Genomic DNA, 23,457 nt, shown 5'->3' on the forward strand with positions numbered 1-23,457 from the left:
CCCCTAAATCCCCCTTAAAAAGGGGGACTTTGATTCTAGTTCCCCCCTTATCAAGGGGGGTTAGGGGGGATCGAAACGCTCTTAGGCAACTTGATAAGACTTGTGTGTACACGGTAGGGAGAGGTTTTCCATATCCCGTATATCTATTTAGATTAAATGTGCTGTAATTAGCTTAAAATATAATTTTAAATAAAAAAATCAAATGGCTGCCCAAGCTATCCTGACTATTATCAAAGGTAAACTTCCAGGAAGACAATATACCTTTGATTCTCGCACAACTTGTATTATTGGTAGAAGCCCAGAGTGCAATATTCAACTACCAAATGATGCCGACCATTCTACCATTTCTCGCTATCATTGTTTGTTGGATATCAACCCACCCAATATCAGAATTAGAGATTTTGGTAGCAAAAATGGTACTTACGTTAATGATAACAAAATTGGGCAGAGGGCAGCACATCAAACTCCAGAGGAAGGGGCAAAATTACAATTTCCTGAATATGATTTAAAATCTGATGATGAAATTCAACTGGGTGATACTGTGTTTGCCGTGTATATCAAAGCTGACCCAGAAGAAATAAATATTCCTAACTTTTCTCTCCCTACAATTAATCATAATCAACCTGCTATACAACAGCCAAACTTCTTAGCAATTATCCAACGTTGGCTGAGTTTAGCTGCTGGTGGTAATCAGAAATTGCTGGCAATTCAGGGCTACAATATAATTAAATTACTCGGTAAAGGTGGTTTTGGCGAAGTTTATTTAGCCCAACATAATAATTCTGGTAAATTTATCGCTTTGAAAGTGATGTTACCTGCAATTGCAGCTAATGAAAATGCTGTACAAAAGTTTTTACGCGAAACCGAAAATACTAAAGTTTTACAACATCCTCATGTTATCCAAGTTATCGATTATGGCTTTTTTGAGGATATTTTCTTTTTCACAATGGAATATTGTGCTGGCGGAACTGTTCTAGATTTAATGGCTAAGTATGGTGGTAAATTACCTGTGAATATTGCTGTCCCAATTATTCTGCAAGTTCTCAATGGTTTGGAATATAGTCATAATGCCGAAATTCCTTATGTAAAATTACAAAATGGTGGTTTTGGGAAAGGTAATGGTTTAGTCCACCGCGATTTGAAACCGGGGAATATTTTACTTAATTATACTAACGGCAAAATCACTGCTAAAATAGCAGACTATGGTTTAGCAAAATCTTTTGATTTGGCAGGTTTAAGTGGACAAACTCTCACAGGTTCTTCATCTGGAACACCTGCTTTTATCCCTCGTCAACAGTTACTGAATTTTAAATATGTCAAACCAGAAGTGGATGCTTGGGCAACGGCTGCTTCTGTTTATAATATGTTAACGGGGGAATTCCCCCGCGATTTTACAGGCGACCCATTTTTAGCGGTGTTGCAAAATGACCCTATACCTATTCGTCAACGTCATGCAAATATCCCTAAAAAGTTGGCTGAGGTGATTGATTTGGGTTTAGTGGAGAAACCAGATATTTATTTTAAGAGTGCGGTAGATTTTAAATCTGCTCTTCTGGATAGCTATAAGACAATGTTAATTTAAGTCAATTTTTATGTATTTGAACCACATCTGTGGTATAGGCGCAAAGCCTTGCTGTGTGGTCTATTTACCTGAAAATAGCTGTAAAAGATAATGGTGGGTTACGGACTATCGTCCTAACCCACCCTACTAGCTGGATAGCTATAAGACAATGTTAATTTAAGTCAGTTTTTATGTATTTGAACCACATCTGTGGTATAGGCGCAAAGCCTTGCTGTGTGGTCTATTTACCTGAAAATAGCTGTAAAAGATAATGGTGGGTTACGGACTATCGTCCTAACCCACCCTACAACTTGGTTTATACTCAGCACTCAGCACTTTGCTATAGATAAAGGCTGAAGAATTTATACAAGATTCTTCAGCCTTCCTAGTTGATATTACTCTACTGTATGAGCATCCTTAGACAGTGGAAATGTCTTTTTCTTTTTCTGCCAGCAAGTCGTCAATTCTGGCAGTGTATTTATTTGTGAGTTTTTGCAGTTTATCTTGTTGGTCTTTGGATTCGTCTTCAGAGATTTCTGAAGCTTTTTCCTCTTTGCGAATGGTGTCTTGGACATCCCGCCGGATATTGCGAATGGCTACGCGACCGTCTTCAGCATACTTGGCAGCTATTTTGACGAATTCTTTGCGGCGATCGCTTGTCAATGGTGGTATATTCAACCGAATCACAGAACCGTCGTTACTGGGTGTTAAACCTACGTCAGAGAGGGAAATTGCTTTCTCGACTACGTTTAAGCTGCCTTTGTCGTAAGGCTGAATCAAGATGGTTGTGGCATCTGGGGTGCTAATGTTTGCCAGTGATTTCAATGGCGTGGGTGAACCGTAATAGTCCACCGATACCTTATCTAGTAAACTCGCATTGGCTCGGCCAGTGCGAATGGTGTTAAAAGCTCGTTGAGTTGCCTCAACGGTCTTTTGCATCGTACTCTCAGCTTCAGATAATTTCACATGAACCTCCCACAAGGGTGCCGATTTTTTCTCCCAATACGGCTCGGCGGACGTTACCTCGCACCGTTAAATCAAAAACCAGTATTGGGATATTATTGTCTTTACACAAGGCGATCGCTGTACTATCCATGACGCGCAAATCTTTGGCTAAAACGTGCGCGTAGGTGAGACTGGTGTAACGCTTGGCCTCTGGATAAATATGGGGGTCAGCATCATATATTCCGTCTACCTTGGTGGCTTTAAAAATCACCTCGGCATCAATTTCTGCGGCTCTTAAGGCTGCTGCGGTGTCAGTCGTAAAGAAGGGATTTCCTGAACCAGCACCAAAAATTACTACCCGACCTTTTTCTAAGTGGCGGATAGCGCGACGACGGATATACGGTTCCGCTAATTCTTGCATAGCGATCGCGGTTTGTACCCGCGTCTGTACCCCAATTCGCTCTAAGCAATCTTGTAGCGTCATGGCATTCATTACCGTGGCAATCATCCCTATGTAGTCAGCAGCTGCCCTGTCCATCCCCGCCGACGCAGCTTTAACGCCACGAAAAATATTCCCACCGCCGACGACGATGGCGATTTGAACGCCGGTGGCTACCACCTCTGCTACTTCCTCGGCTATTTCCTTGACCACTTCTGGATCAATACCATAGCCCATGTTGCCCATTAAGGCTTCACCGCTTAGTTTAAGTAAAACCCGTCGGTAATTCGTTCCCATGAAGTTACGCTTTATCAAAAAAGTTGCAATTGCCTCCAATTTAAGATAGCAGCACAGCGACTATATATGTCTAGTTCCGCCAAATCAATGAAGTTCCTGCTGCTTCTGTTTGTGGTAGGTTAATTGCTTGACCATTAAACAAAGAGGCGATCGCATCTCTAAGATAGTCTTCTCCCAAAGATGATGGCTCTTGCGGATGATTATCAATTTGTCCTTTGTACTGGACTATACCATTTTTATCCACCAGGAAAGCCATTGGCGTTTTACTAGCGCCAAAACTCCGAGTCACATCTTGGGTTGAATCCCACAAATAAGGAAAATTCAACCGATGACTTTGGGCAAAAATTTTCATCTGCTCAAGATTTTCTGTCATCTGTTGTGTAGCACTGCCATTCATCCCAATGAGAGTAAAACCCTCTGGTGCAAATTCCGCTTGAATATTTTTTAATCTTTCTAAATATAAGTTTACATAGGGACAGTGATTGCACATCGAAATCACACCAACTGCACGAAACTTTTCTAGATAACGGCTCAGATGGTGTACCTGACTGTCAATTCCTGGAAGCTCAAAATCTGGTGCGTAGCTACCCACAGGTGTATTAATTGTTTCTAGTAGATTCATTTTTTATAGCCGCAAAGAACTAAATAACAAAGAAGTTTATGTGAAATTTGGATTGACTGTTTTGTGTGCCAACCAATATTCAGGCAATTCTTGATATCCCATGATCTAACAGACCGATGTGGCTACCGTAAATTGTGAAAGTACAAAATTTACTAACGATACTAACTCTATTACATCACAAAAAATCACATCGGCACATTTTTCTAAAAAAATAGAGGCTTTATTTCTCTGGCCCTATCCAGACCAGGAAACGGCAAAATTACGAAATGTGAAGTATCATAGAAATAACATCAAAATTCCCCAGTAGCATCACACAAATCGAATGTGTGGCTGCTATTGGCGGTTAACAGTCAACAGTCAACAGTCAGTAGACAACAACCCATAAGTGAGATTTTACAAATGATTTAGGACTGCTATTTGTCAAAATTATAAATTTTTAGTAAAGCCACAAATGTATTTTTTCTTGGTACTAATATTAATATATTCATAAAGTTCTGATGAAAACTTCCACAAACACATTTACCTCAGCCAAAACATGGAATTGGCAAGGTTTCCCCATCTCCTATCAGACTCAAGGGACTAATGGTCCCGCAGTTGTTCTCGTACATGGCTTTGGAGCTTCATGGTGGCACTGGCGCAAAAATATCCCCGCATTAGCAGAAAATTGCCGTGTTTATGCCATTGATTTGATTGGCTTTGGCGGTTCCGCTAAACCTCAACCGGGGGGAGACATTGACTACACCCTGGAAACATGGGGAGAACAGTTAGCCGACTTTTGCCGGGAAGTAGTGGGTGAACCGGCTTTTTTAGTAGGAAATTCTATAGGCTGTATTGTGGTCTTACAAGCAGCAGTCAGCAACCCAGATATAGCTTTAGGAGTAGCCTTACTCAATTGTTCTTTAAGATTGTTGCACGATCGCAAACGAGAAACACTACCTTGGTCTCGTCGCTTCGGCGCACCGATTCTGCAACGGATATTATCTATCAAACCAGTAGGAAAGTTTTTTTTCAATCAAGTTGCTAAACCGAAAACAGTCCGCAAGATTTTGCTTCAAGCCTACGCTAATGCAGAGATAGTCACAGACGAGTTAGTTGATATTCTCACAGCACCAGCAAAAGACCCAGGTGCTGTAGCGGTGTTTCTCGCTTTTACTTCTTATTCTACAGGCCCTCTAGCCGAAGACCTTTTGCCTGTGCTACCTTGTCCTGCCATTATCTTATGGGGAACAGCCGACCCTTGGGAACCAGTAGACTTAGGTAGAGAATTAGCTAACTACCCACAAGTGTTAAAGTTTATCCCCTTGGAAGGCGTGGGACATTGCCCTCAAGATGAAGCACCTGAGTTAGTCAATCCGATTCTACTTGATTGGGTTAGAGGGTAATTTCTACGAAATGCCGATCGCCTGCATAAAACGCTGCTAAATCATCCCAAAATTGGGTGTTGCTGATTCTGAATAGGGGCAATTCATGAATTACCCCTACATTAAAGATTTAGAAGAAACGACCGCCCCAGCCACCTATGAGGCCGGGAGTTCCCCAACCACCTACGAGTCCACGACCGCCCCAGCCACCTATGAGGCCGGGAGTTCTCCAACCACCTACGAGTCCACGACCGCCTCTGCCACCATATCTGAAGCCAGGGTATCCTAAGCCTCCCCAGCCGAAGCCACCAGAAACATCCTGCTGTTGTTCAGTAGATAAATCCACTAACAAATCAGATTGAAGGTCTTGAACTGACATAATTTTTACCTCAAACTCGTTTGTACGTGGTACACACTTAAGTAAAAATATGGGAGTGTTGCACCTATATTTTTATTTATAAACAAGGTTCTTAGTAATTAAACTATCCCCAAGTTATAAAAGAATAAGTTAATAATATACCTTTTGGCTAATGTTAAAATCAGATTTAATTCAAGTTTATTTTTTATACATAGACACAACCAAATTTAAGTAAAAAATATTTTTAATTTGATATGTGTAAAATCCACAAAATATAATTTAAAATCCCTCTTTTCATAGAAGAAAGGCTTTAAATATTCCTCTTCTCCATAAGAGAAGAGGATAGTTATACCTGTTTTAAAAATTATGGCGACAGATGGATTTACAAACCCAAATATACAAAGGGATTTCTAATCCATAGTGTATAATCCAAAATCCAAAATAGGATTAGGTTTCGAGGACTTTGATATTTACTAGAATTTCTCCCAACAACCTCTAAGAGTCTTTTTCCCCGGCGCTATTAGAAACCGCCGCCAAAACCACCACCAGCGCCACCAAAACCGCCACCAGGAACGCCACCAAAACCACCACCACCACCAGAAGGTTGTCCAGTAATGAAGCCAAGAATTGTAACTGGGAAACTTCTACCGCGAGAATCAGTGAGAGTACCAGTAACGATAATCTCAGGACGACGTGCTTGACCCCCAGATAAAAGTTCTTGTGACTCTGCGGATAAATCCACAAATAAATCAGGTTGAATGGTTTTTTCCAACATAGTTTTTGCCTCAAATTAGTACATAAATTTTAGGTAGCACCCATACCAGAAAATTTTCTGGGTGGGTGCAAAATCATGGTTCAGATTTTACGTTTGACCGTAAAAAATGTGCTGATTAGACAAGACTATTGGCGAAGTAGAAATCATGGTAATACTTAGTCTTTATTTAATGACTTCAAGAGTACCAGTCAAGCGGATTGGAACACTAATTACACGTTTCCGACGACGCTCGCCACGATCCCTAGTTGAGCGTCCAAATTCTGGTTCGTCAAATTCTGAACCGCCAAATTCTGGTTCGTCAAATTCTGAACCGCCAAATTCTGAACCGCCAAATCGCATATCTTGTCCGCCGGCTAAAAGCTCTTGTTGTTCTGCGGATAACTCTTCAAACAAATCTGTTTTGGTGATTTTGGATAACATACTTTTGTACCTCACTTACTTACTTAAGGTGTGGAATCACCTATGTTTTTATTATTAACTATTGGCAAGCAATTTAAATTATTCTTAGGTTAGAAAGTCGAAAAAATTTTTTACTTCTTTAGAATCATGTAAATGAGTTGATTTGTGTTTGTTTATATTCTTAGCTATTTGTATGAATAGATCCCCGACTTCTTTAAAAAATCGGGGATCTGAAACTACCAATTGCATTTAGAATGAAAGAAAATTTAACCGCTACGAAATTAATCCACTAATAACTTTAGCTATAAAATTATTGATGCTATTGTTATGAGGATTAGCAGTTGGTAATGTAAATGTTATAGATGATGCCATAGTAATTTGTGACAAATTGTATTTAGTGCTTTGAGAATTAGATTCATCTTCCGCTAAATTTAAATTATTATTTGCCTCAGTTTGAATATCAGTTTTTTGAAAGAAAAAATTACTGGTTCCTAGTATACCTTCGCCTTGCCCACCAGCTAAAGTTTCTTGTTCTTCTTCGGTGAGATACTGGAAAAGAAATGAATTATTTGATGTATGATTTTTAGACATGATCGTACTTGCTCACACCAGAGTAAATTGTCATAATGATAAGAATTTTTGATGCTCTCCCTTTTCTGTCAGAAAAGTTTCTGGAGTTCCTTGTAATTGCACTTGACCTTTCTCTAACATCACAATCCAATCAGCTCGTTTGACAACACTGGGACGATGGGTAATTAAGACTGTAGTTTTGCCTTTGCGGTGTGCCAAAATCGCATCTAACACGCTAGCTTCACTAACTGGGTCAAGTCCGGCTGTAGCTTCATCTAAAATCAGCACAGGTGGATTGGTCATAATTCCCCTGGCGATCGCTAATCGTTGTCTTTGTCCACCAGAGAGATTAGCCCCAAATTCACCCAACACAGTTTGATACTTACTAGGAAGTTGACTGATAAAGCTATCTGCATCAGCAATCTCGCAAGCTTTGACAATTTCCTCAAAAGAAATATAGGGCGTTCCTAAACGGAAATTCTCTAAAATCGTGCGACTCCAAAAATGAGGTTCTTGGGGGACATAAACTATTTGCTGTCGCAGACAATCCAGGGCGATGTCATCAAGGTTAAACGAGCCAACGCGGATATTACCAGAATTTGGCTGATATAAACCTGCTAAGAGTTTCGCTAAGGTACTTTTACCACAACCAGATTTACCAATCAAAGCGATCGCTTGACCACCGGGTAGCTTGAGAGAAAAATCTTCTAACAAATCAACTCTACCAGGGTGGTGAAAAGTCAGATGAGAACAATGAATATCTGCACCCCCGGAAATTTGCGCTACAGGCTTTTGACTACCTCCCACCACCTCCGGTGTCGCGTCAATCACTTCTAAAAGCCGAGAAACTGCTGTCTGAGAGCGAAAATAGTCATCAACTAAACCCACTAAGGAATTAATTAAACTCAGAACATTCACTTGTAGCACATTAAAAGCCAGCATTTGCCCGATACTTAATTCTCCCTGAATCACCAAGATACTTCCTAACCCCAGTAAAGCTATACCACCAATAGTCGAAAGCAGTCGAGAAAGAGTACTATTGATAATTCCGATTTGCACAGTACTAAACGTCAGATTAGCCAGACGACCAAAACGACTTTGAAATTCTTCCCAAAATTGGGGTGCAGCATTGGTTGTTTTAAGCACCTGTGCGCCTTTAAATGTTTCTACCAACACCCCTTGATTTTCCGCCCCCAAAACTAAAAGACTGCGAGTTTTTTGTTGGAGGATAGGTAAAAAAGGCAGAGTGGATAAAGTCATTAAAGCACCGACTACCATAACTGCTAATGTGAGTTTCCAACTATAAAACAGCATTAAGCAGAAAGAAATCACTGCAATAAAAAATTTACTAGGTAACATAACGACTATCTGTGATACCAACTGGTTAATATGATTGATATCTCTGAGTCGGCTAGTGATTTCACCACTCCGGCGGGCTTCGTAATAGTTCAAAGGTAGTTGGAGCATTTTCCGCCCAAATTCCAAAACTAGCCCTAATTGCAGTCGTTGACCAAAGTGAGCAATCATTGTCGATTGCAGTAATTGTAGAGTGCTACTAAATACAGTCATAACTACAACTGCGGCGACGACAACAGTTAGTAGCTGGACATCTCCGCGCACTAAAACATCATCTGTGAGAATTTGGATCAGTATAGGAGAACCCAAAGCCAGTACACCCAAAGCAATATTGAGCATTAAAACCTGAGTTAACAAACCACGATAAGGCAAAATCCGCTTGAGAAAGCGTGCGAAGCCACCCATTGGTTTGTCTTGGGGCTGATCAAAAAAGCGGTCTGGATCTGGTTCTAGTAAGAGCATTACGCCATTCCAAGCGGCGGTTAACTCTTTGCGGTCAACATAACGAATACCCACAGAGGGGTCAGCAATTACATACTTTTTTCCCTGTTGGTTATATAAAACTACCCAGTGATAACCGTGCCAATGGATAATGGCTGGTAACTGGACTTCTTTGATTCTGTCGATAATTTCTGGCGAGGCTTTGACTGCTCTAGCATTAAAACCCAAATTCTCAGAACCACGTTTTAGACCTAATAAAGTTGTTCCTAGTTGTCCAGTTCCTACGGATTCTCGACTGCGATTAATGCTTAAAAATCGGCCGTAATGTTTGCAAATTGTTGCCAAACAAGCTGCTCCACAATCTTCTTCGCTTAACTGTGAAACGCATTGATAGTTTTTTTGAAGTTTGATTAAACCAAACATAATTTAATTCGTAGTTCGTAATTCGTAATTCGTAATTCGTAGTTCGTAATTACAGAAGTTTGCTAGTAAATGCAGTAAACATCTTGATATTCTCAATCTTGTGGTGGAGGGCAAAGATTCCCGCCCTTTGTGTGCAAAATTTGCTTAGAAATCTGTGATTAATCGGGCTTTGCGGAGAATGAAATTAAGTACTGTTTCCTGTCGGGAAATAATATCGGCTCGACCTTTCATACCGAGTTGGAGGTGACATTGATGATTGTCTGTACCTACATAAGTGGTTTTGGGTTCTATGGTGGTTTCATATCCGACTGTCTGGGTAGCCCCTTGAACACCTGGCTCGGTGCTGTTATTTCCTATTGGGAGGGCATCTGGTGCAACAGTTCTGACTGTCCCGTGGAGAGTACCGTAGTTGGGATAGGGACAAGCTGAAACCTGCATCTGCACTTTTTGCCCAGGTTTTACTTTGTCGATATCTTGAGGCTGGATAAATGCTTTAATCACTACTGGAGTGTTGACGGGCGCAATCTGAGCAATGGCTTGACTGGGTTGTACTACTTGTCCAGGATGACGCAGATTTAATTGCAGCAGTGTACCTGTAATTGGCGCTCGAATGATTGTTTGCTCCAGGTCAGTTTTGACCTGTTGTAGTTCTTTGCGCGCCCGCATAGTTTGTTTTTCCAGTTCTAGACGCTGTTGTAGTAGGGTTTCTCGTTCTCTGTTTAAAGCGGCTAAGGTAGATTTACCACTGGCTTGTTCTTGTTTAATCCGTTCAGAGGCTATGGTTATAGCTGCATTATGCGGATTAATGCTGTTTTGAGCTGTTTCGAGTTTGATTTGGGCAATCTTTAAGGCTTGTTCTTTTTCTGACATCAAGTCTTTAGCGTTGGCTTTTGCTTGTTCTAGCTTGGCTTGGGCTGATTTTACCTGCTGTTGTTTTTCTTCAAATAAATTGCGAGACACTGCTCCCGATGCGACTACTGACTGTAATCTGTCGCGTTGCAATTTGGCTAAATTTAAAGCTACTTCGGCTTCTTGTACGGTTGCAGTTAATAAGTTATTCTGTTGTAGGCGATCGCGTTGTAATTTCGCTAAATTCCAAGTAGCTTCGGCTTCTGTCAGTTCTGCTAAGGCTGTCTTTTGCAGGTCTTCATAGTTGCGCTGACTCGCACTGAGTTCAGCTTGTGCAGCGATAATTGTCCGGTTAGCTAGGGTTCTTTGCGCTGCAATTTGAGTGGCAATTTCAGCGATTTGAGCATCAATTTGGCGTAGTTGTAATTGACTCTGATCAAAATTATTTTCTAGTTGGCTTTTTTGATTTTGGAGGCGGGAATCATCAATGTAAGCAATGGGTTCTCCTTGTTTGACTACTTGATTTTCTTGGACATCTATTTTCTGCACTGTTCCAATTACGGCAGATTGCACAATTCCCAGTTCTCCTTCTGGTCGAATAGTCGCTGGAACTTTAACTGTGACATTGTAACTAAACACAGATGTGAGTCCAGCCGCCGCCATAAATGTCATTAGCAAAACTCCTGCACCGATGTTTGTCCATTTACTGATGCGGGGAAGAAACTCGTGAGGTTCTACTAAACTCAGTTCTTCTGGTGTCGGTTCGTTATACCGATTCCAAAAATTATTGTCTTGTTGGGGAAAAGAGTTCACTGTACTCTACCTTGGGTTAGATTTGGATAATAGTTTGGAAAAGTCTAAAAGTTAATAATTAACTGCCAATTGCAGGTATTTTCAGGTAAATAGACAACATGGTAGGGGTGCAAGACTTTGCGCCCTTACTGATGTAAATTCACAGTTATGAAATATTTTTGGCGAAAAAAGTTAAACGGTAACATAAGATGCTAACGGCAGCTAACATCTGGTTTATGATGTTGTATAATTAGGAATGGGGATAAAGAAAGGAGTACGCTATGTAAGCCAATATCCTTTCTCAAGTATCTAACGTGGATAACGCGTAGAAACAACAGAGGAGAATGCTCAAACTTTCTCAAAGTCCTCACTTACGTTGAGCGAGTGATAACTATCTCCTCTCCCCCTTTTCTTGGCATATTTAGCAGGTTTACTTTGCCAACAACCGAAAAAGTTTTATATCCTAGCAAAATCAACTGTTGAATTGATTCAGTACTTCAAAGTTGGCAAGAGCCGGAAATTCTGTAGGTTCACTAGATAAAAAACTTGTGGCGTTAGAATTTACATCAGCAAGCTGAGTATTTGATGCCGAAGAGTTTCCCTCTAGACCAGAATCACTTGATTTTGTAGTATTTGCAGTTCCTTGAGCGAAACTATTGTCTTTGAGTTGATAGTTAACACCACCAACCAGTAATTCCTGCTGTTTAGCGGACAATTCTAACTCTGTAAACCAATCGGATGTGATGATTTGATGTGACATAATTATTAGCCTCACTGACAATCAACTCCAATCTGATTTGGCATGATTGTTAGTCTCACTTACATAATCTTCAAAAAAAGGATTCCAGAAACTGACCAGTGGATGCAGTTTATCCTGAGTATTCGGCTCAATAATCAAGTTGTGCAAACATTAATCACACACAGAAAGCTCTGAAATCCGTTATTACGGCAATTTTGAGTAACCAGATAATCAACACTTCTGGGAATCATCAATTATTCAAGTTAGCAATTGCAGATGTCTTGAGTACTTTGTCAAAGTATTTTTCAGAGTTTGATTACCCATGAATTTCAACTTGACAAACTACGAGACCGGATTGGATATTATCCTCCGTTACCACCGCCACCGTTAAGGACTGGTGCAGCGCCCAAAGCATCAACGTCAGGAACTTCTTCCGCACCAAATCCCATCAAGTCTTGTGCCGCAGTGTTAATGGCTGTCAATTCACCTGTGGAACTGGCATTACTACCATCTGGGCCAGAATTAGCTGATCCTTGTAAATTGGCTATTCTGTTAGCGAAATTACTCCCAGCTAGCTCAAAGTCAGCACCGCCAGCTACGAGTTCTTGCTGCTCGTCAGATAACGCAACACACAATTCTGATACGATATGCTCTGTCATGATTGTTAGCCTCATTGACGTAATTTTTCTACAAAAGATTCCAGATACTCACTTGTTGATTAGCCAAAATAAACTGGCAAAAAAATTCTGGAATTAAAGCCTACTTTCCACGCTTGAGAACAGGAAACCCAGATTGCTTAATTAGTTCAGCGCCACTATGCTTAGTGGGGAAACTAACCAGAGTTATCTCTGCAATACTGCAATAGTTTAGTTATTCGAGACCACAATTGCATTGTTGCTTCCCGAATCACTCCATTTACTATTTCCGACTGAGATAGGTGAAACGCTTGAATGTGACAGATAAGCTTTTCGGGTTAACTGTAGGAATGGTTCAACACTTTGGCTGGTTGAGGTGATTAACCTTCATCACCACCGCCACCACCATTACCACCATTAAGGACTGGTGCAGCGCCCAAAGCGTCAATGTCAGGAACTTCTGTTGCACCCAATCCCATCAAGTCTTGTGCCGCAGTATTGATAGCCGTAACATCACCTGTAGAGTTGGCACTACTGCCATCAGGCCCGGCATTACTTGTGCCTTGTAAGTTGGCACGTCTTTGAGAGAAGTTGCTACCAGCCAGTTCAAAGTCAGCACCGCCAGCGACAAGTTCTTGTTGCTCATCAGATAAAGGAACAAACAATTCTGATGTAAATATTTGATGTGACATGATTGTTAGCCTCACTTACGTACATAGGTTGTTACCACCTAAGAACTTAACTATAAGCACTGTTTGTGAGGAATTCATAAATCCAGAGGTAGAAATCAATCTTGTATATTTACTCCTGAAAGTAGATATAAAGTCTAATTTTTTTGCTGCCAAACTCATACTTTGAGAAAATAAATAGACAATATTCCAGGTTTTGCGGCTATGTCATCTAATAATCGAGTTTTCAATTATCTACTGCGGCGATCATTGCTTCACCGTAATTGATAAAAATTACCGTGATTAGAGATACTACTGTTTGTTAAATGGAGAGTGTGGAGACTTTGAGAAATTCCTGGTTTTTAGAGAGAATGGTGCAGAAAGATATTAATTAACAAAAATGCTAGACTTGCACTACCTAAAGGCACGGTTAAATTATCAATACCTAAAAATGAAATGGCTTCTAAGCTAGTCGCAGTTAAAGCGATCGCTAAAGATACTACCCAAGTTTGCCAGAGGTTGCCTTCTACACTCAGTAAAATTAAACTACTGATGATAAAACTGACTAAAGCCATCGTCAAGGAGCCTTCCCAGCTTTTTTGCGCTCCGAAGACTTTATACTTGTGTTTACCAAAACGTTGCCCAATTAATGCGGCTAACCCATCGCCCCAAGCCATCACCATGATGCCGATAGCTGCATATTGGGGCTGTTCTATGTGCCAAAACCAAGCTACTAAAATGCCCATGCTGACAGCATAAAAGAAGGTTCCCAAACTTTGCCTACCCACGCTATTAATACCGGGAAGCAGGGGAAATCGGTATGATAATAAGGTGATGGCACTGGCGACAATGGAAGCTGTAATGCCTAAACTGGCGGGAACATCTAGCCACCAAGCCAGCATGATTACATTCCCAGTGCCGATGTGAACAATTTTTCTGACTATTTCTGGTTCGCCCTTAGCAAAGCGATATACTACCCAAGCGATTAGGAGAATGAGTGACACCCAAACTGTAACTACGGTAATTTGTAGCCACAAAGGTGGAGTTGAGGTGAAATCGATAGCTGGAGATAACAAAGAAACTACAAGATAGGAATTTTTTACATTTATTACTAATTTATAAGATTTTAGGTGATCGCGATGAAAGTATTATTTATTTGGTTGATTAAAGGTTACAGAATGTTTATTTCGCCCCTGTTTCCCCCGACTTGTCGCTTTCAACCAACTTGTTCAATGTATGCAATAGAAGCCATTGAGCGATTTGGGATTTGGCGTGGTGGCTGGATGGCGACTCGGCGGATTTTGCGGTGTCATCCCTTCCATCCTGGTGGATATGATCCAGTTCCGGAGGCGAAAAAGCATTGCTGCGATCATCATCTGCCAAATTCCGGGAAACAGACCACAGAAGACCATCACAAAGGCTCGTAGTGAGGACTTTAGTCCTCTCCATACTCATTATTGCCACTTATAAAGTATATTCATATACTTTCACTATCCCTGAACTCTGGGTAAAATAATTTGAAATTCTCCTTTGTTGAGAGTCGCCAAATAAAGTTCCACCTCAATTAGATATAAACATTATCTAAAAGTAAGAAATAATAATGACAACTCAAGCAGAAATAATCAATCAATTAAAAGCTCTCGAAGCACTTTCTCAACAGGGAGGATATAGTGATATCTTGGCTTCATCACTCAGAAAGATTATCAATCAAGAAAAAGAAAATATTCAACAGCAAATTAAAGAATTAGAAAATGATTTACAAGCATTTGAACAACAGTATCAATTATCATCGACAGATTTTTATCAACAATTTAACACAGGTCAATTAGGAGATGAAGCAGATTTTGTAGAATCGAGTGCTTTTTATCAAATGTGGTCTGATTTAGAAGCTCGTTTAATGTTACTTCAATCTTAATTGAATATGATAGTTCAGGATTATTTAACAGAAATAAAAGCTAAATTATAGCGGTATGCACTTGAATGAAGTACATCATAGCCCCCTCCTCGCTTGCGGGGAGGGGGTTGGGGGTGGGGTTCTTGTATCTCACTTAACTGATAACCGCTATAATTACCAGTTCGATAATTGATGAAATCGAAATTATTTCCATTCAAAGCATCAAGGAAAGTACTACCTCCTGCAAAGCTGGCGTTTAGTGATAAAGCCGTATTGCCATTAATCAAACCGAAAAAGCCAGTACCAGCTAGATTAATTTGCCCACCAACTACGGAAAATACGTTTTCAAGACTACCTGATGATAAAGCGTTTACTGGTGCAGTCAACCCTAGACCACCAGGAAGAGAGGTTATCATCACACTGGTGGCAGCAAATGTTCCATCACCATCTGCTAATTCAATAGTTCCTTTGACATCACCATTAACTGCGCCATTCTCATTGGAGAAACTAAAATTAAAAATAGCCGCTTGTGCTGTTCCTGCAAAACCCAGAGCGATTACAGCTGCTCCTGCGGTAGCCATCGATAACTTTGTCAAGACATTTACGGTACTCATAGTATTTTTTCCTGAAAAACGAGTTTTTTTTGTTGCTTTCGATACGATTGACAATAATACAGCTGTTTAACGCCTGTAAAGCTGTTTTCAGCAACTTTACGGAAAATTTACTGTGATCAAAAGCTACTATTTTCCGGGGGGGGGGTAGCGTTAAATACTTGTAGCGCAAGGCTTTCACATAGATGAAGTAGTATATTTAACTGATACCAATATATAAAGTTATTATAAAGTTATTGTGCTGGTCTTCGGTCTGGTGGTGGCGGTGGTGGAATAAATTCAACTAAGGCAAGTCCCTGATTCACCAGTAATGACACCTTGGGATTGCAATACAGCCGCAACTCGTAAAATTAAGGCTTCATTGTAGGGTGCAGCGATGATTTGCACACCCAAAGGTAAAGCATTTGGTTGCTGAATTGGGACTGATAAAACGGGTAAGCCAATGAAAGATAATGGTTGTGTGAATAATCCTAAATGAGGACGCACTAGAATTTCTTCACCAGCTAAAATCATCGTTTTTTGACCAATTAGCGGTGCAGAAATCGGTGTGGTGGGGGCGAGAATTATATCTACATTTTGCCAGATTTCCCGCAGGCGATCGCGATACCATTTCCGAAAGCGCTGTGCTTCTATATACCAAGTACTCGGTATTAATGCCCCAGCCAAAAAGCGATCGCGTGTCGCCGGATCAAAATCCTGGGGACGGGACTTTAATTGCTCTAAATGCAGATTTGCCCCTTCACTAGCGGTAATCACAAAGGCTGCTGCTCTGGCGCGGTGGGCTTCGGGAATGGTTACATAGTCAGTTACACTTAAAGCATCAGCTACTTTTTGCACTGCGGCTAAAGCTTCTGGTGACGCACCTTGAGTAAAATAATCACCTGCGATCGCAATTCTGATTTGAGAGATATCTTGATGTAATTGTGGTACACATAATTGAGGCGGACGTTTTGTACAAACAGGATCACGATCATCTTCACCTTGCAGCACATCAAAAGCTGTAGCAATATCCTCTACAGAACGGGCAAAAGTGCCAACATGATCAAGACTGCTAGAAAATAAAGCTACCCCAGCACGAGACAAGCGCCCATAAGTCGGTTTAAAGCCCAACACACCACATAAAGCCGCCGGAACCCGAATTGAACCATTTGTATCAGAACCCAGTGTCAGGGGTACTAAACCCGCCGCTACAGCCGCAGATGAACCACCAGAGGAACCACCAGCTATGCGTTGTAAATCGTGGGGGTTGTGGGTAGCACCATAATGGAAATTTTCTGTGACAAACCCATAGGCGTACTCATCCATATTTAACGCCCCAACCAGTATCGCACCGGCTTGTTTTAACTTCGCTACTGCTGTCGCGTCTTGGCTAGCTGGAGGATTTTCCGCGTTAATTTTCGACCCGGCTAAAGTTGTTAAACCAGCGATATCATAGAGATTTTTTACTGCAAAAGGCACACCAGCTAAAGCACCGGGATTTTTACCTTGGGCGATTTCTTGATCAATTTTAGCTGCATCTATTAAAGCAGTTTCCGCAGTTATGGCTGTAAAACAATTGAGTTGAGGATTTTGTGCAGTAATTCTAGCTAAAGCCGCCTGGGTAACTTCCACAGCGCTAACTTCGCCTGTATGCACAGCAGCAGCAATTGATACAGCATCATTCATGGTTCAAACAATGGCGCAGGTTCAACATCCTCCGGTAAAGGAAACTCATTCACTATTTGAGCGATCGCCTTAATTATCTCAAAATTCTGCACCACCCCATCAACATATTCATCCCCAAGCTGTAACCCCAACAACAAAGCCATTTCCTCAACGGATTCGCGGGAGTCCCCAGGCTCAACGGAACGAAGTGGAGTAGCCTGGGGAGGGATAGCGGGACGACGGAGGAACGGAGTCGTCCAATGGTTCAGGATGCTACGCATAGTCGTGTATTTCGTTTGAGTAAATGTACTTTTGATGGGCTGAATTGTCCAATACGATACCAATTGTGGTCATATACTGAAATATTTTTTGTTTTGGATGTTTGAGTGTAACCACCAATCCAACCGATAAAAATCTTTCCGGCTTTTTCTGCTTTAACTAAGTCACCAGAGCGAAAACCAAATGGTGTTACTGTCCCACCTTTTCGTTTTCTATTGCCTGACACTTCTTTGACTGGGTTCTCAAAATGAAGCTGACGACGAAATAAGTTAGGACGCGCAATCACGCGAAATGGTGCAGACGTGACTACAACTTCACCAATCCAACGATGCCCATGAGCATTAGCAGTATGAAATTTCTCGAATTGCATAAAGTTACTTGCAGCTAACGCAATTCCATCATGTGCGTGAGTTTCTGGGCTTTGTTTCTCCTTGTTCTTCTTGTCTTTAGCTAAACCTAATTGCTGTCTGAGAATTGAGGTTTGCCAGCCTTCTTGTGTGTTGCTTGGCACAATCTCACCTAACCATTGCAGCATGACTTTTTGACCAACCATTACCGGACTAAAACCTTTATCTCCCTTTGCTTTGACGCACTCATAAGTAACTTGATTGATAGGAAATAGTTTTACCAGTTCTTTGGTAACTCGTAATTCCATCTCTTTATTAGCTCTAATACTGGGTGGCAATTTGTTGTGTCTACGATTATCGAAACGCTTTTGACGATGCGCTCTTTTACTAAATGCAACTTTGCAGTTTATGCGTCTACCTCGTCTAGCACGTCGCAGAATTAGTCGCCCCGACATCTTTTTTGTGACATCTGAAAATGGCAATATTAGATGTGCCATAAATAATGTGAATTTGGCAGATTGGACACCAACGCCAGTAAACTTTTTACCAGGGTCTAGTCCCAAAGCTATTAATTGAGTGTCGTATCCAGACGTTTCTACTAATAGCTGAATGCAAAAAATATTCAGGTCGTTGTGTACAATCTTGGCTTTGCCTTCTTTGAGCCAACGTCTAGCACGACTAGCTTTTGTTGGCATGAGTGGTTTACCGTTTTTGTCTAGTACAGAGACACGAATCATAGAGATAATCCTTTCGTGTAAGTAGCAAGTCCCTTAGCCCACCATTACCAAAATGTCCTTTCTGCAAGCACCTACAACCAGTAGGTTTGGAAATAATCCGAACTAGGGAAACATTCGGAAGTCCGTATCAGGTAATGGCTACAAGGCTAGTCATCTCTTACGTTGCAATCTGGTTCTTGCAAGCCCCTACCTCAGCCGTTAGGCAGGTAGGGGTAGTTGACCATAACTCCTCATTTTCTCCTCCTCTGCGTTCTCTGCGCCTCTGCGGTATGCGCTTCGCGCACGCTACGCTAACGTTAAATCCTCATCAAAGCCCCAGGGCCAAGAGGTAAACCCAAAACAAACCAGATAATTAACAGCATAGACCACCCCAACAAAAAGGCGATCGCATAAGGTAACATCATCGCTATCAATGTCCCCATGCCTAAATTCTTATCGTACTTCTGCCCAAAAGCCACCACCAAAGGAAAATAAGGCATCAACGGCGTAATAATATTAGTTGTAGAATCCCCAATGCGGTATGCAGCTTGGGTTAACTCTGGAGAATAACCCATTAACATAAACATTGGCACAAACACAGGAGCCATAATCGCCCACTTTGCTGAAGCTGAACCTACAAATAAATTCAGCAACATACTGACTAAAATAAATAATATTAATAATGGTGCGCCTGTAATACCTGTAGACTTGAGAAACTCCGCCCCATTGATTGACATAATCGCGCCTAAATTACTCCAGCTAAAATAGGCAATAAATTGAGCCGCAATGAATGCTAAAACGATATAATATCCCATATTACTCATAGAATTGCTCAAAGCCTTAGCCACATCTTTATCATTTTGAATAGTGCCGGCAACCTTGCCATAAAAAATTCCCGGAATCAGGAAAGCTAAGGCAATGATAAACACAATGCTATCCAAAAAAGGTGAAGGAATAATTGTAAAAGTTTCTGGATGTCGTAAAATTCCTTGGGGTGGTAAAACCATGACCAGCAAAAAGACAATGAATGCTAATAAACTATAACCAGCCCGTCGTAAACCTTTATTTTCAGATGCGCTGAGTTGTGACATTTGAAAATCAACTTCTCCGACATAATTACCCAATCTTGGCTCAACAATTTTTTCTGTGACAAACCAGCCAATTGCAGTAATTAAAAAGGTTGAAACTGCCATGAAATAATAATTGGCAGTCGCATTGACTTGATAACTAGGATTAATTAATTCCACTGCACTTTGGGTTAATCCAGCCAGCAACGGGTCAAGGGAACTAATCAGTAAATTTGCACTAAAACCACCCGAAACGCCAGCAAAAGCCGCAGCTAAACCAGCTAAAGGATGTCGTCGAAAGGCTAAAAAGATAATTGCGCCTAAAGGTACAAGTACCACATAACCGGCATCAGCAGCGATGTTTGCCATGATACCTGCAAACACTACTACGGGACAGATAAATTTACTAGGGGCAATTAATACTATTTTCCGTAATACTGCTGAGAGTAAACCACTGTATTCAGCCACACCTACACCCAACATAGCCACCAATACAGCCCCTAAAGGGGGAAAATCGGTAAAATTTTTGACAGCAGATGTGAAAATACGGCGGATACCTTCAGGGGTAAGTAAAGATACCGCAACGATAGTTTCACCGTTTCCAGGATGGATGACAGAGAGATTTGCAGCAGAGGCGATCGCACTCACTCCAATTACCATTAAAGATAATAGGAAAAATATTGTCAGTGGGTCGGGGAGTTTATTCCCCACAAATTCAATGAAGGTTAAAGCTTTTCCCAACCAAGCAAATTTTTGACTCTTTTGAGGATTCATTAGACATTGACCAAATTTAAAGATGAATTTCCTTCTTCTCTTGGCGAACTTGGCGACTAAAGCCCTGGGGGCATACGCTGCGCGAAGGCGGTTCGATAATAAGATTGCTATAGTGACCGTAATTGTCTAGCGCGTACCCGTTCAGCACTACCAGTAGGAATGGAAGCAATTAATTTTTGGGTATATTCTTCCTTGGGTTCTAGGTAAATACTCTCGGCTGTTCCCTGTTCGACAATTTGACCACGATTCATTACTAAAATGCGATCGCTCATAAATTTGACTACACTTAAATCATGAGAAATAAAAATATAAGTCAGTTGAAATTCCTCTTGCAATTCTTTCAGCAGATTTAACACCTGCGCCTGTACAGAAACATCTAAAGCTGAAACCGACTCATCGCAGATAATAAACTTAGGATTTAAAGCCAAAGTCCGCGCAATACAAACCCGTTGACGTTGACCACCAGAAAACTGATGCGGATAGCGATACATTGCATCTGCATCTAAACCCACCCGTTCTAGAAGTTCCACTACACGGTCTCGGCGTTGTTTCTTGGTTTTCCCCACAGAGTGAATTAACAACGGTTCCATCACCGCATCCCCAATTTTCATCCGGGGGTCTAGGGAACTAAAAGGATTTTGGAAGACAATTTGCATTTCTCGCCGCAACTTCTGCAACGCTTCGCCTTTGAGGGTAGTAATATTTTGACCCTCAAAAATAATTTCCCCACCCATCGGTTCAATTAAACGCAGCAAACTTCTGCCCAGCGTAGTTTTACCACAACCAGATTCTCCCACCAAACCCAGTGTTTCCCCTGGCTTGACATCAAAAGAAACATGATTAACCGCCATGTTATAGCGTTTTGTCCTCCCAAATACACCCCGCACCGGAAAACCCACCTGGAGGTCGCGGATTTCTAATAAAGGTGATTTATCCTTCAGCTTGTCCCATCTCTGAGATATTTCCTCAATGCTAATTTCTGGGGGATGTGGGGGTTCTTTCGCCTGAATGACTTCCTGACCATTGGGAGTTTCTTCGACACTCATATAGTCAGAAACCGTCAGCAGCTTATGAGGACGGCGGTTGAGTGTAGGGCGACAAGCTACCAAACCCTTAGTATATGGATGTTGGGGACTGCTAAAAATCTGTTCGGCTGCACCATATTCGACAATTTGACCTTTGTACATTACCGCTACTTGGTCAGCAATTTCCGAAATTAGTCCCAAGTCGTGGGTAATAAAAATCATTGCCATATCACGACTTTGCTGCAATTCTGCCAATAACTCAATAATAGTTGCTTGCACAGTCACATCTAAAGCTGTGGTTGGTTCATCAGCAATCAATAGCAAAGGATTACAAGAAATAGCCATTGCAATCATCACCCGTTGTAGCTGACCTCCAGAAAGTTGATGCGGGTAACGTTCGAGGATAGCTGCTTTATGCTGCTTGACTAATTTAGCCAACTTTAATCCATCTGGATGATGTGAATTTTCCAGACACTGCTGTTGTATTATCTCATCACTAGGTAAAAGTTTAACTTCTTGCAAGAGAGCGATCGCAATGCGTTTGGCTTCAGTTTCTGAGACATTCTGATGTTGCTGAATCGCTTCAGCCATCTGAAACCCAATAGTAAAAACCGGATTTAGCGAACTCATCGGTTCTTGAAAAATCATGGCGATATCGCCGCCTCGGTGTAGCTGCATTTGTTGCGGGGGTAACTCCACCAAATTAATCGGTTCTGTATTCGGTTGGGGACGAAACCAAACCTCACCACCGCTAATCTTACCCGGACTTTGCAGCAAACCCATCACAGCCAATGATGTCACCGACTTACCACTACCTGATTCCCCCACTATTCCTAGAGTTTTACCGCGATTAATCTCAAAAGATATATCATCTACAGCCTTGATGCTGCTACCATCACTGGCAAATTCAACTTGTAGATTACGAACCTCTAGGACAGTTTCACTCATAGGAATCAGGAGATAGATATTTAGGGAAAATCACTTGAATTTTAGCAATAGTTTTGATGTGCGATCGCCAAAGGCGTGGCTGAGTCCTGCGGATACGCTACGCTAAACCGATATTTTGTACCCAATCTTATCGCAATTTCACCAAATCACGTTAGTGTAATCAGCTTTCCTTCTTCCTTCTCCCCAGCTTGTGCGTACACCGTAGCCAAAGTGTTAGGTGTGACAACAGTGTTACAACCCACATTCCGCACCTTCAATTTGGTGCTAACTTATCTCAGAGCGATCGCATTAAATATGCAACCAAATCACCGGGAAAAGTTGATGCAACCAAGGTAATTGACAATTATCTTTTCGCTCTTGAATGGGAAACAGGCAATATTTCCTCAAGCCATAGAGCCGTCAATAAAATGGTTCTAGGATTACTGCGGGGCGTTTTTTTAGGGGCTGCTTTGGTACTTCCCAGCCGGAAAATTTACCCTTACTTAACGGATAGAATTGGCAACTACGAAGAATTAGAGCCATACTTTGATGTCTGGCGAGCAGTTCAGATTACTGAAGGGTTTTTGGCAATCTTTGTAATTGAACATGATCAGTTGGATAGCAATGTCCCAACACTCATTAAAGGCACAGATGGTCGAGCGTTGATTTGAGGTTTACTGCTGGCGTAACTATGTAGAAAAAGGAATTGTTAATTGTGATGCAGTTGTTTGGCGTTGCTTCAGTTTTTTGTTTCCCCTTGCCGATTCCCATTGTTCTATGATTCCGTTATCCAGAACTGTTGCGACCATACTAAATATTCATCTGCCTTCATGCGATCGCTTACACCCATACCATAATCTTTACCAAGATTAAATGGTGGGTCAGCAAATACCACATCTACACACCAGGCCAACATTGACGACAAACAAAAATCCAGTCACCT

Annotated in this window: 25 protein-coding genes; 5 read left to right on the plus strand and 20 right to left on the minus strand. The window is 41.3% G+C overall.

The window, feature by feature from the left end; all coding sequences use genetic code 11:
• The first annotated feature begins 202 nt into the window (after positions 1–202).
• On the plus strand, positions 203–1,582 hold the full coding sequence (locus ACM0OW_RS22960) for a protein kinase domain-containing protein (RefSeq protein WP_414552669.1): 1,380 nt from the start codon (positions 203–205) through the stop codon (positions 1,580–1,582).
• A 396-nt stretch (positions 1,583–1,978) separates the two neighbouring features.
• Here the strand turns inward: ACM0OW_RS22960 and frr are convergent, their stop codons facing one another.
• From frr to ACM0OW_RS22975, 3 genes are all read right to left on the minus strand, one after another.
• A complete protein-coding gene (gene frr, locus ACM0OW_RS22965) occupies positions 1,979–2,527 on the minus strand; it encodes a ribosome recycling factor (protein WP_414552671.1) in 549 nt (182 codons plus the stop codon).
• Entirely contained in the window at positions 2,514–3,242 is a 729-nt protein-coding gene (pyrH, locus tag ACM0OW_RS22970; RefSeq protein ID WP_414552672.1) for a UMP kinase, read from the minus strand. Before pyrH ends, frr begins: the two co-directional genes overlap by 14 nt.
• 70 nt (positions 3,243–3,312) lie before the next feature.
• Positions 3,313–3,864, minus strand: a complete 552-nt coding sequence (locus tag ACM0OW_RS22975; RefSeq protein ID WP_414552674.1) for a thioredoxin family protein — start codon at positions 3,862–3,864, stop codon at positions 3,313–3,315.
• Between the two features lie 497 nt (positions 3,865–4,361).
• Here ACM0OW_RS22975 and ACM0OW_RS22980 point away from each other — a divergent pair, with 497 nt between their 5' ends.
• Positions 4,362–5,246: an alpha/beta fold hydrolase gene (locus ACM0OW_RS22980; protein ID WP_414552676.1), complete on the plus strand. Its 885-nt coding sequence runs from the start codon at positions 4,362–4,364 to the stop codon at positions 5,244–5,246.
• A 109-nt stretch (positions 5,247–5,355) separates the two neighbouring features.
• Here the strand turns inward: ACM0OW_RS22980 and ACM0OW_RS22985 are convergent, their stop codons facing one another.
• The 10 genes from ACM0OW_RS22985 to ACM0OW_RS23030 all read right to left on the minus strand — a co-directional run bounded on the left by ACM0OW_RS22985 (position 5,356) and on the right by ACM0OW_RS23030 (position 14,306).
• Complete coding sequence (locus tag ACM0OW_RS22985; protein ID WP_414552678.1) at positions 5,356–5,604, minus strand: hypothetical protein; 249 nt, start codon at positions 5,602–5,604, stop codon at positions 5,356–5,358.
• 499 nt (positions 5,605–6,103) lie between these two features.
• Positions 6,104–6,358: a hypothetical protein gene (locus ACM0OW_RS22990; RefSeq protein WP_414552680.1), complete on the minus strand. Its 255-nt coding sequence runs from the start codon at positions 6,356–6,358 to the stop codon at positions 6,104–6,106.
• 162 nt (positions 6,359–6,520) lie between these two features.
• Entirely contained in the window at positions 6,521–6,778 is a 258-nt protein-coding gene (locus tag ACM0OW_RS22995; RefSeq protein ID WP_414552681.1) for a hypothetical protein, read from the minus strand.
• Between the two features lie 252 nt (positions 6,779–7,030).
• On the minus strand, positions 7,031–7,348 hold the full coding sequence (locus ACM0OW_RS23000) for a hypothetical protein (protein WP_414552682.1): 318 nt from the start codon (positions 7,346–7,348) through the stop codon (positions 7,031–7,033).
• A 30-nt stretch (positions 7,349–7,378) separates the two neighbouring features.
• Positions 7,379–9,547 (minus strand): peptidase domain-containing ABC transporter, encoded by a 2,169-nt coding sequence (locus ACM0OW_RS23005; RefSeq protein ID WP_414552684.1) that lies wholly within the window; start codon positions 9,545–9,547, stop codon positions 7,379–7,381.
• A gap of 144 nt (positions 9,548–9,691) precedes the next feature.
• On the minus strand, positions 9,692–11,209 hold the full coding sequence (locus tag ACM0OW_RS23010) for an HlyD family secretion protein (RefSeq protein WP_414552686.1): 1,518 nt from the start codon (positions 11,207–11,209) through the stop codon (positions 9,692–9,694).
• Between the two features lie 451 nt (positions 11,210–11,660).
• Positions 11,661–11,948: a CTB family bacteriocin gene (locus ACM0OW_RS23015; protein ID WP_414552687.1), complete on the minus strand. Its 288-nt coding sequence runs from the start codon at positions 11,946–11,948 to the stop codon at positions 11,661–11,663.
• 341 nt (positions 11,949–12,289) lie between these two features.
• Positions 12,290–12,586 carry a CTB family bacteriocin gene (locus ACM0OW_RS23020; protein WP_414552688.1) on the minus strand — a complete coding sequence of 99 codons (297 nt, stop codon included), beginning with the start codon at positions 12,584–12,586 and terminating at the stop codon, positions 12,290–12,292.
• A 356-nt stretch (positions 12,587–12,942) separates the two neighbouring features.
• A complete protein-coding gene (locus ACM0OW_RS23025; RefSeq protein ID WP_414552690.1) occupies positions 12,943–13,254 on the minus strand; it encodes a CTB family bacteriocin in 312 nt (103 codons plus the stop codon).
• Positions 13,255–13,592: 338 nt separating this feature from the next.
• Positions 13,593–14,306 carry a diacylglycerol/polyprenol kinase family protein gene (locus tag ACM0OW_RS23030; RefSeq protein ID WP_414552691.1) on the minus strand — a complete coding sequence of 238 codons (714 nt, stop codon included), beginning with the start codon at positions 14,304–14,306 and terminating at the stop codon, positions 13,593–13,595.
• A 63-nt stretch (positions 14,307–14,369) separates the two neighbouring features.
• On the opposite strand from ACM0OW_RS23030, the gene yidD reads away from it, so the two are divergent.
• Together yidD and ACM0OW_RS23040 are read left to right on the plus strand one after the other, a co-directional pair.
• On the plus strand, positions 14,370–14,657 hold the full coding sequence (gene yidD / locus ACM0OW_RS23035; RefSeq protein WP_414552693.1) for a membrane protein insertion efficiency factor YidD: 288 nt from the start codon (positions 14,370–14,372) through the stop codon (positions 14,655–14,657).
• A 173-nt stretch (positions 14,658–14,830) separates the two neighbouring features.
• Entirely contained in the window at positions 14,831–15,145 is a 315-nt protein-coding gene (locus ACM0OW_RS23040; protein ID WP_414552695.1) for a hypothetical protein, read from the plus strand.
• 20 nt (positions 15,146–15,165) lie between these two features.
• On the opposite strand, the gene ACM0OW_RS23045 is transcribed toward ACM0OW_RS23040, so the two are convergent.
• The 6 genes from ACM0OW_RS23045 to ACM0OW_RS23070 form a co-directional block, all read right to left on the minus strand.
• Complete coding sequence (locus ACM0OW_RS23045; protein WP_414552696.1) at positions 15,166–15,738, minus strand: hypothetical protein; 573 nt, start codon at positions 15,736–15,738, stop codon at positions 15,166–15,168.
• A gap of 276 nt (positions 15,739–16,014) precedes the next feature.
• On the minus strand, positions 16,015–17,400 hold the full coding sequence (locus tag ACM0OW_RS23050) for an AtzE family amidohydrolase (protein ID WP_414552698.1): 1,386 nt from the start codon (positions 17,398–17,400) through the stop codon (positions 16,015–16,017).
• On the minus strand, positions 17,397–17,660 hold the full coding sequence (locus ACM0OW_RS23055) for a DUF4089 domain-containing protein (RefSeq protein ID WP_414552700.1): 264 nt from the start codon (positions 17,658–17,660) through the stop codon (positions 17,397–17,399). The genes ACM0OW_RS23050 and ACM0OW_RS23055 overlap by 4 nt, the downstream gene beginning before the upstream one ends.
• Positions 17,645–18,742, minus strand: a complete 1,098-nt coding sequence (locus ACM0OW_RS23060) for an RRXRR domain-containing protein (protein ID WP_414552702.1) — start codon at positions 18,740–18,742, stop codon at positions 17,645–17,647. The genes ACM0OW_RS23055 and ACM0OW_RS23060 overlap by 16 nt, the downstream gene beginning before the upstream one ends.
• Before the next feature lie 296 nt (positions 18,743–19,038).
• The gene (locus ACM0OW_RS23065; RefSeq protein WP_414552704.1) at positions 19,039–20,562 is read right to left on the minus strand and encodes an AbgT family transporter; all 1,524 of its coding nucleotides are present in this window, start codon (positions 20,560–20,562) and stop codon (positions 19,039–19,041) included.
• 107 nt (positions 20,563–20,669) lie between these two features.
• The gene (locus tag ACM0OW_RS23070; protein WP_414552706.1) at positions 20,670–22,535 is read right to left on the minus strand and encodes an ABC transporter ATP-binding protein; all 1,866 of its coding nucleotides are present in this window, start codon (positions 22,533–22,535) and stop codon (positions 20,670–20,672) included.
• Positions 22,536–22,870: 335 nt separating this feature from the next.
• Here ACM0OW_RS23070 and ACM0OW_RS23075 point away from each other — a divergent pair, with 335 nt between their 5' ends.
• Positions 22,871–23,185 carry a hypothetical protein gene (locus ACM0OW_RS23075; protein ID WP_414552741.1) on the plus strand — a complete coding sequence of 105 codons (315 nt, stop codon included), beginning with the start codon at positions 22,871–22,873 and terminating at the stop codon, positions 23,183–23,185.
• A 104-nt stretch (positions 23,186–23,289) separates the two neighbouring features.
• Here ACM0OW_RS23075 and ACM0OW_RS23080 read toward each other — a convergent pair whose 3' ends face one another.
• Entirely contained in the window at positions 23,290–23,439 is a 150-nt protein-coding gene (locus ACM0OW_RS23080; protein WP_414552708.1) for a hypothetical protein, read from the minus strand.
• Between the last annotated feature and the right edge of the window lie 18 nt (positions 23,440–23,457).

It is taken from the genome of Anabaena sp. CCY 0017 (assembly GCF_963920885.1).
In the GTDB taxonomy this organism is placed as follows: domain Bacteria; phylum Cyanobacteriota; class Cyanobacteriia; order Cyanobacteriales; family Nostocaceae; genus Nodularia.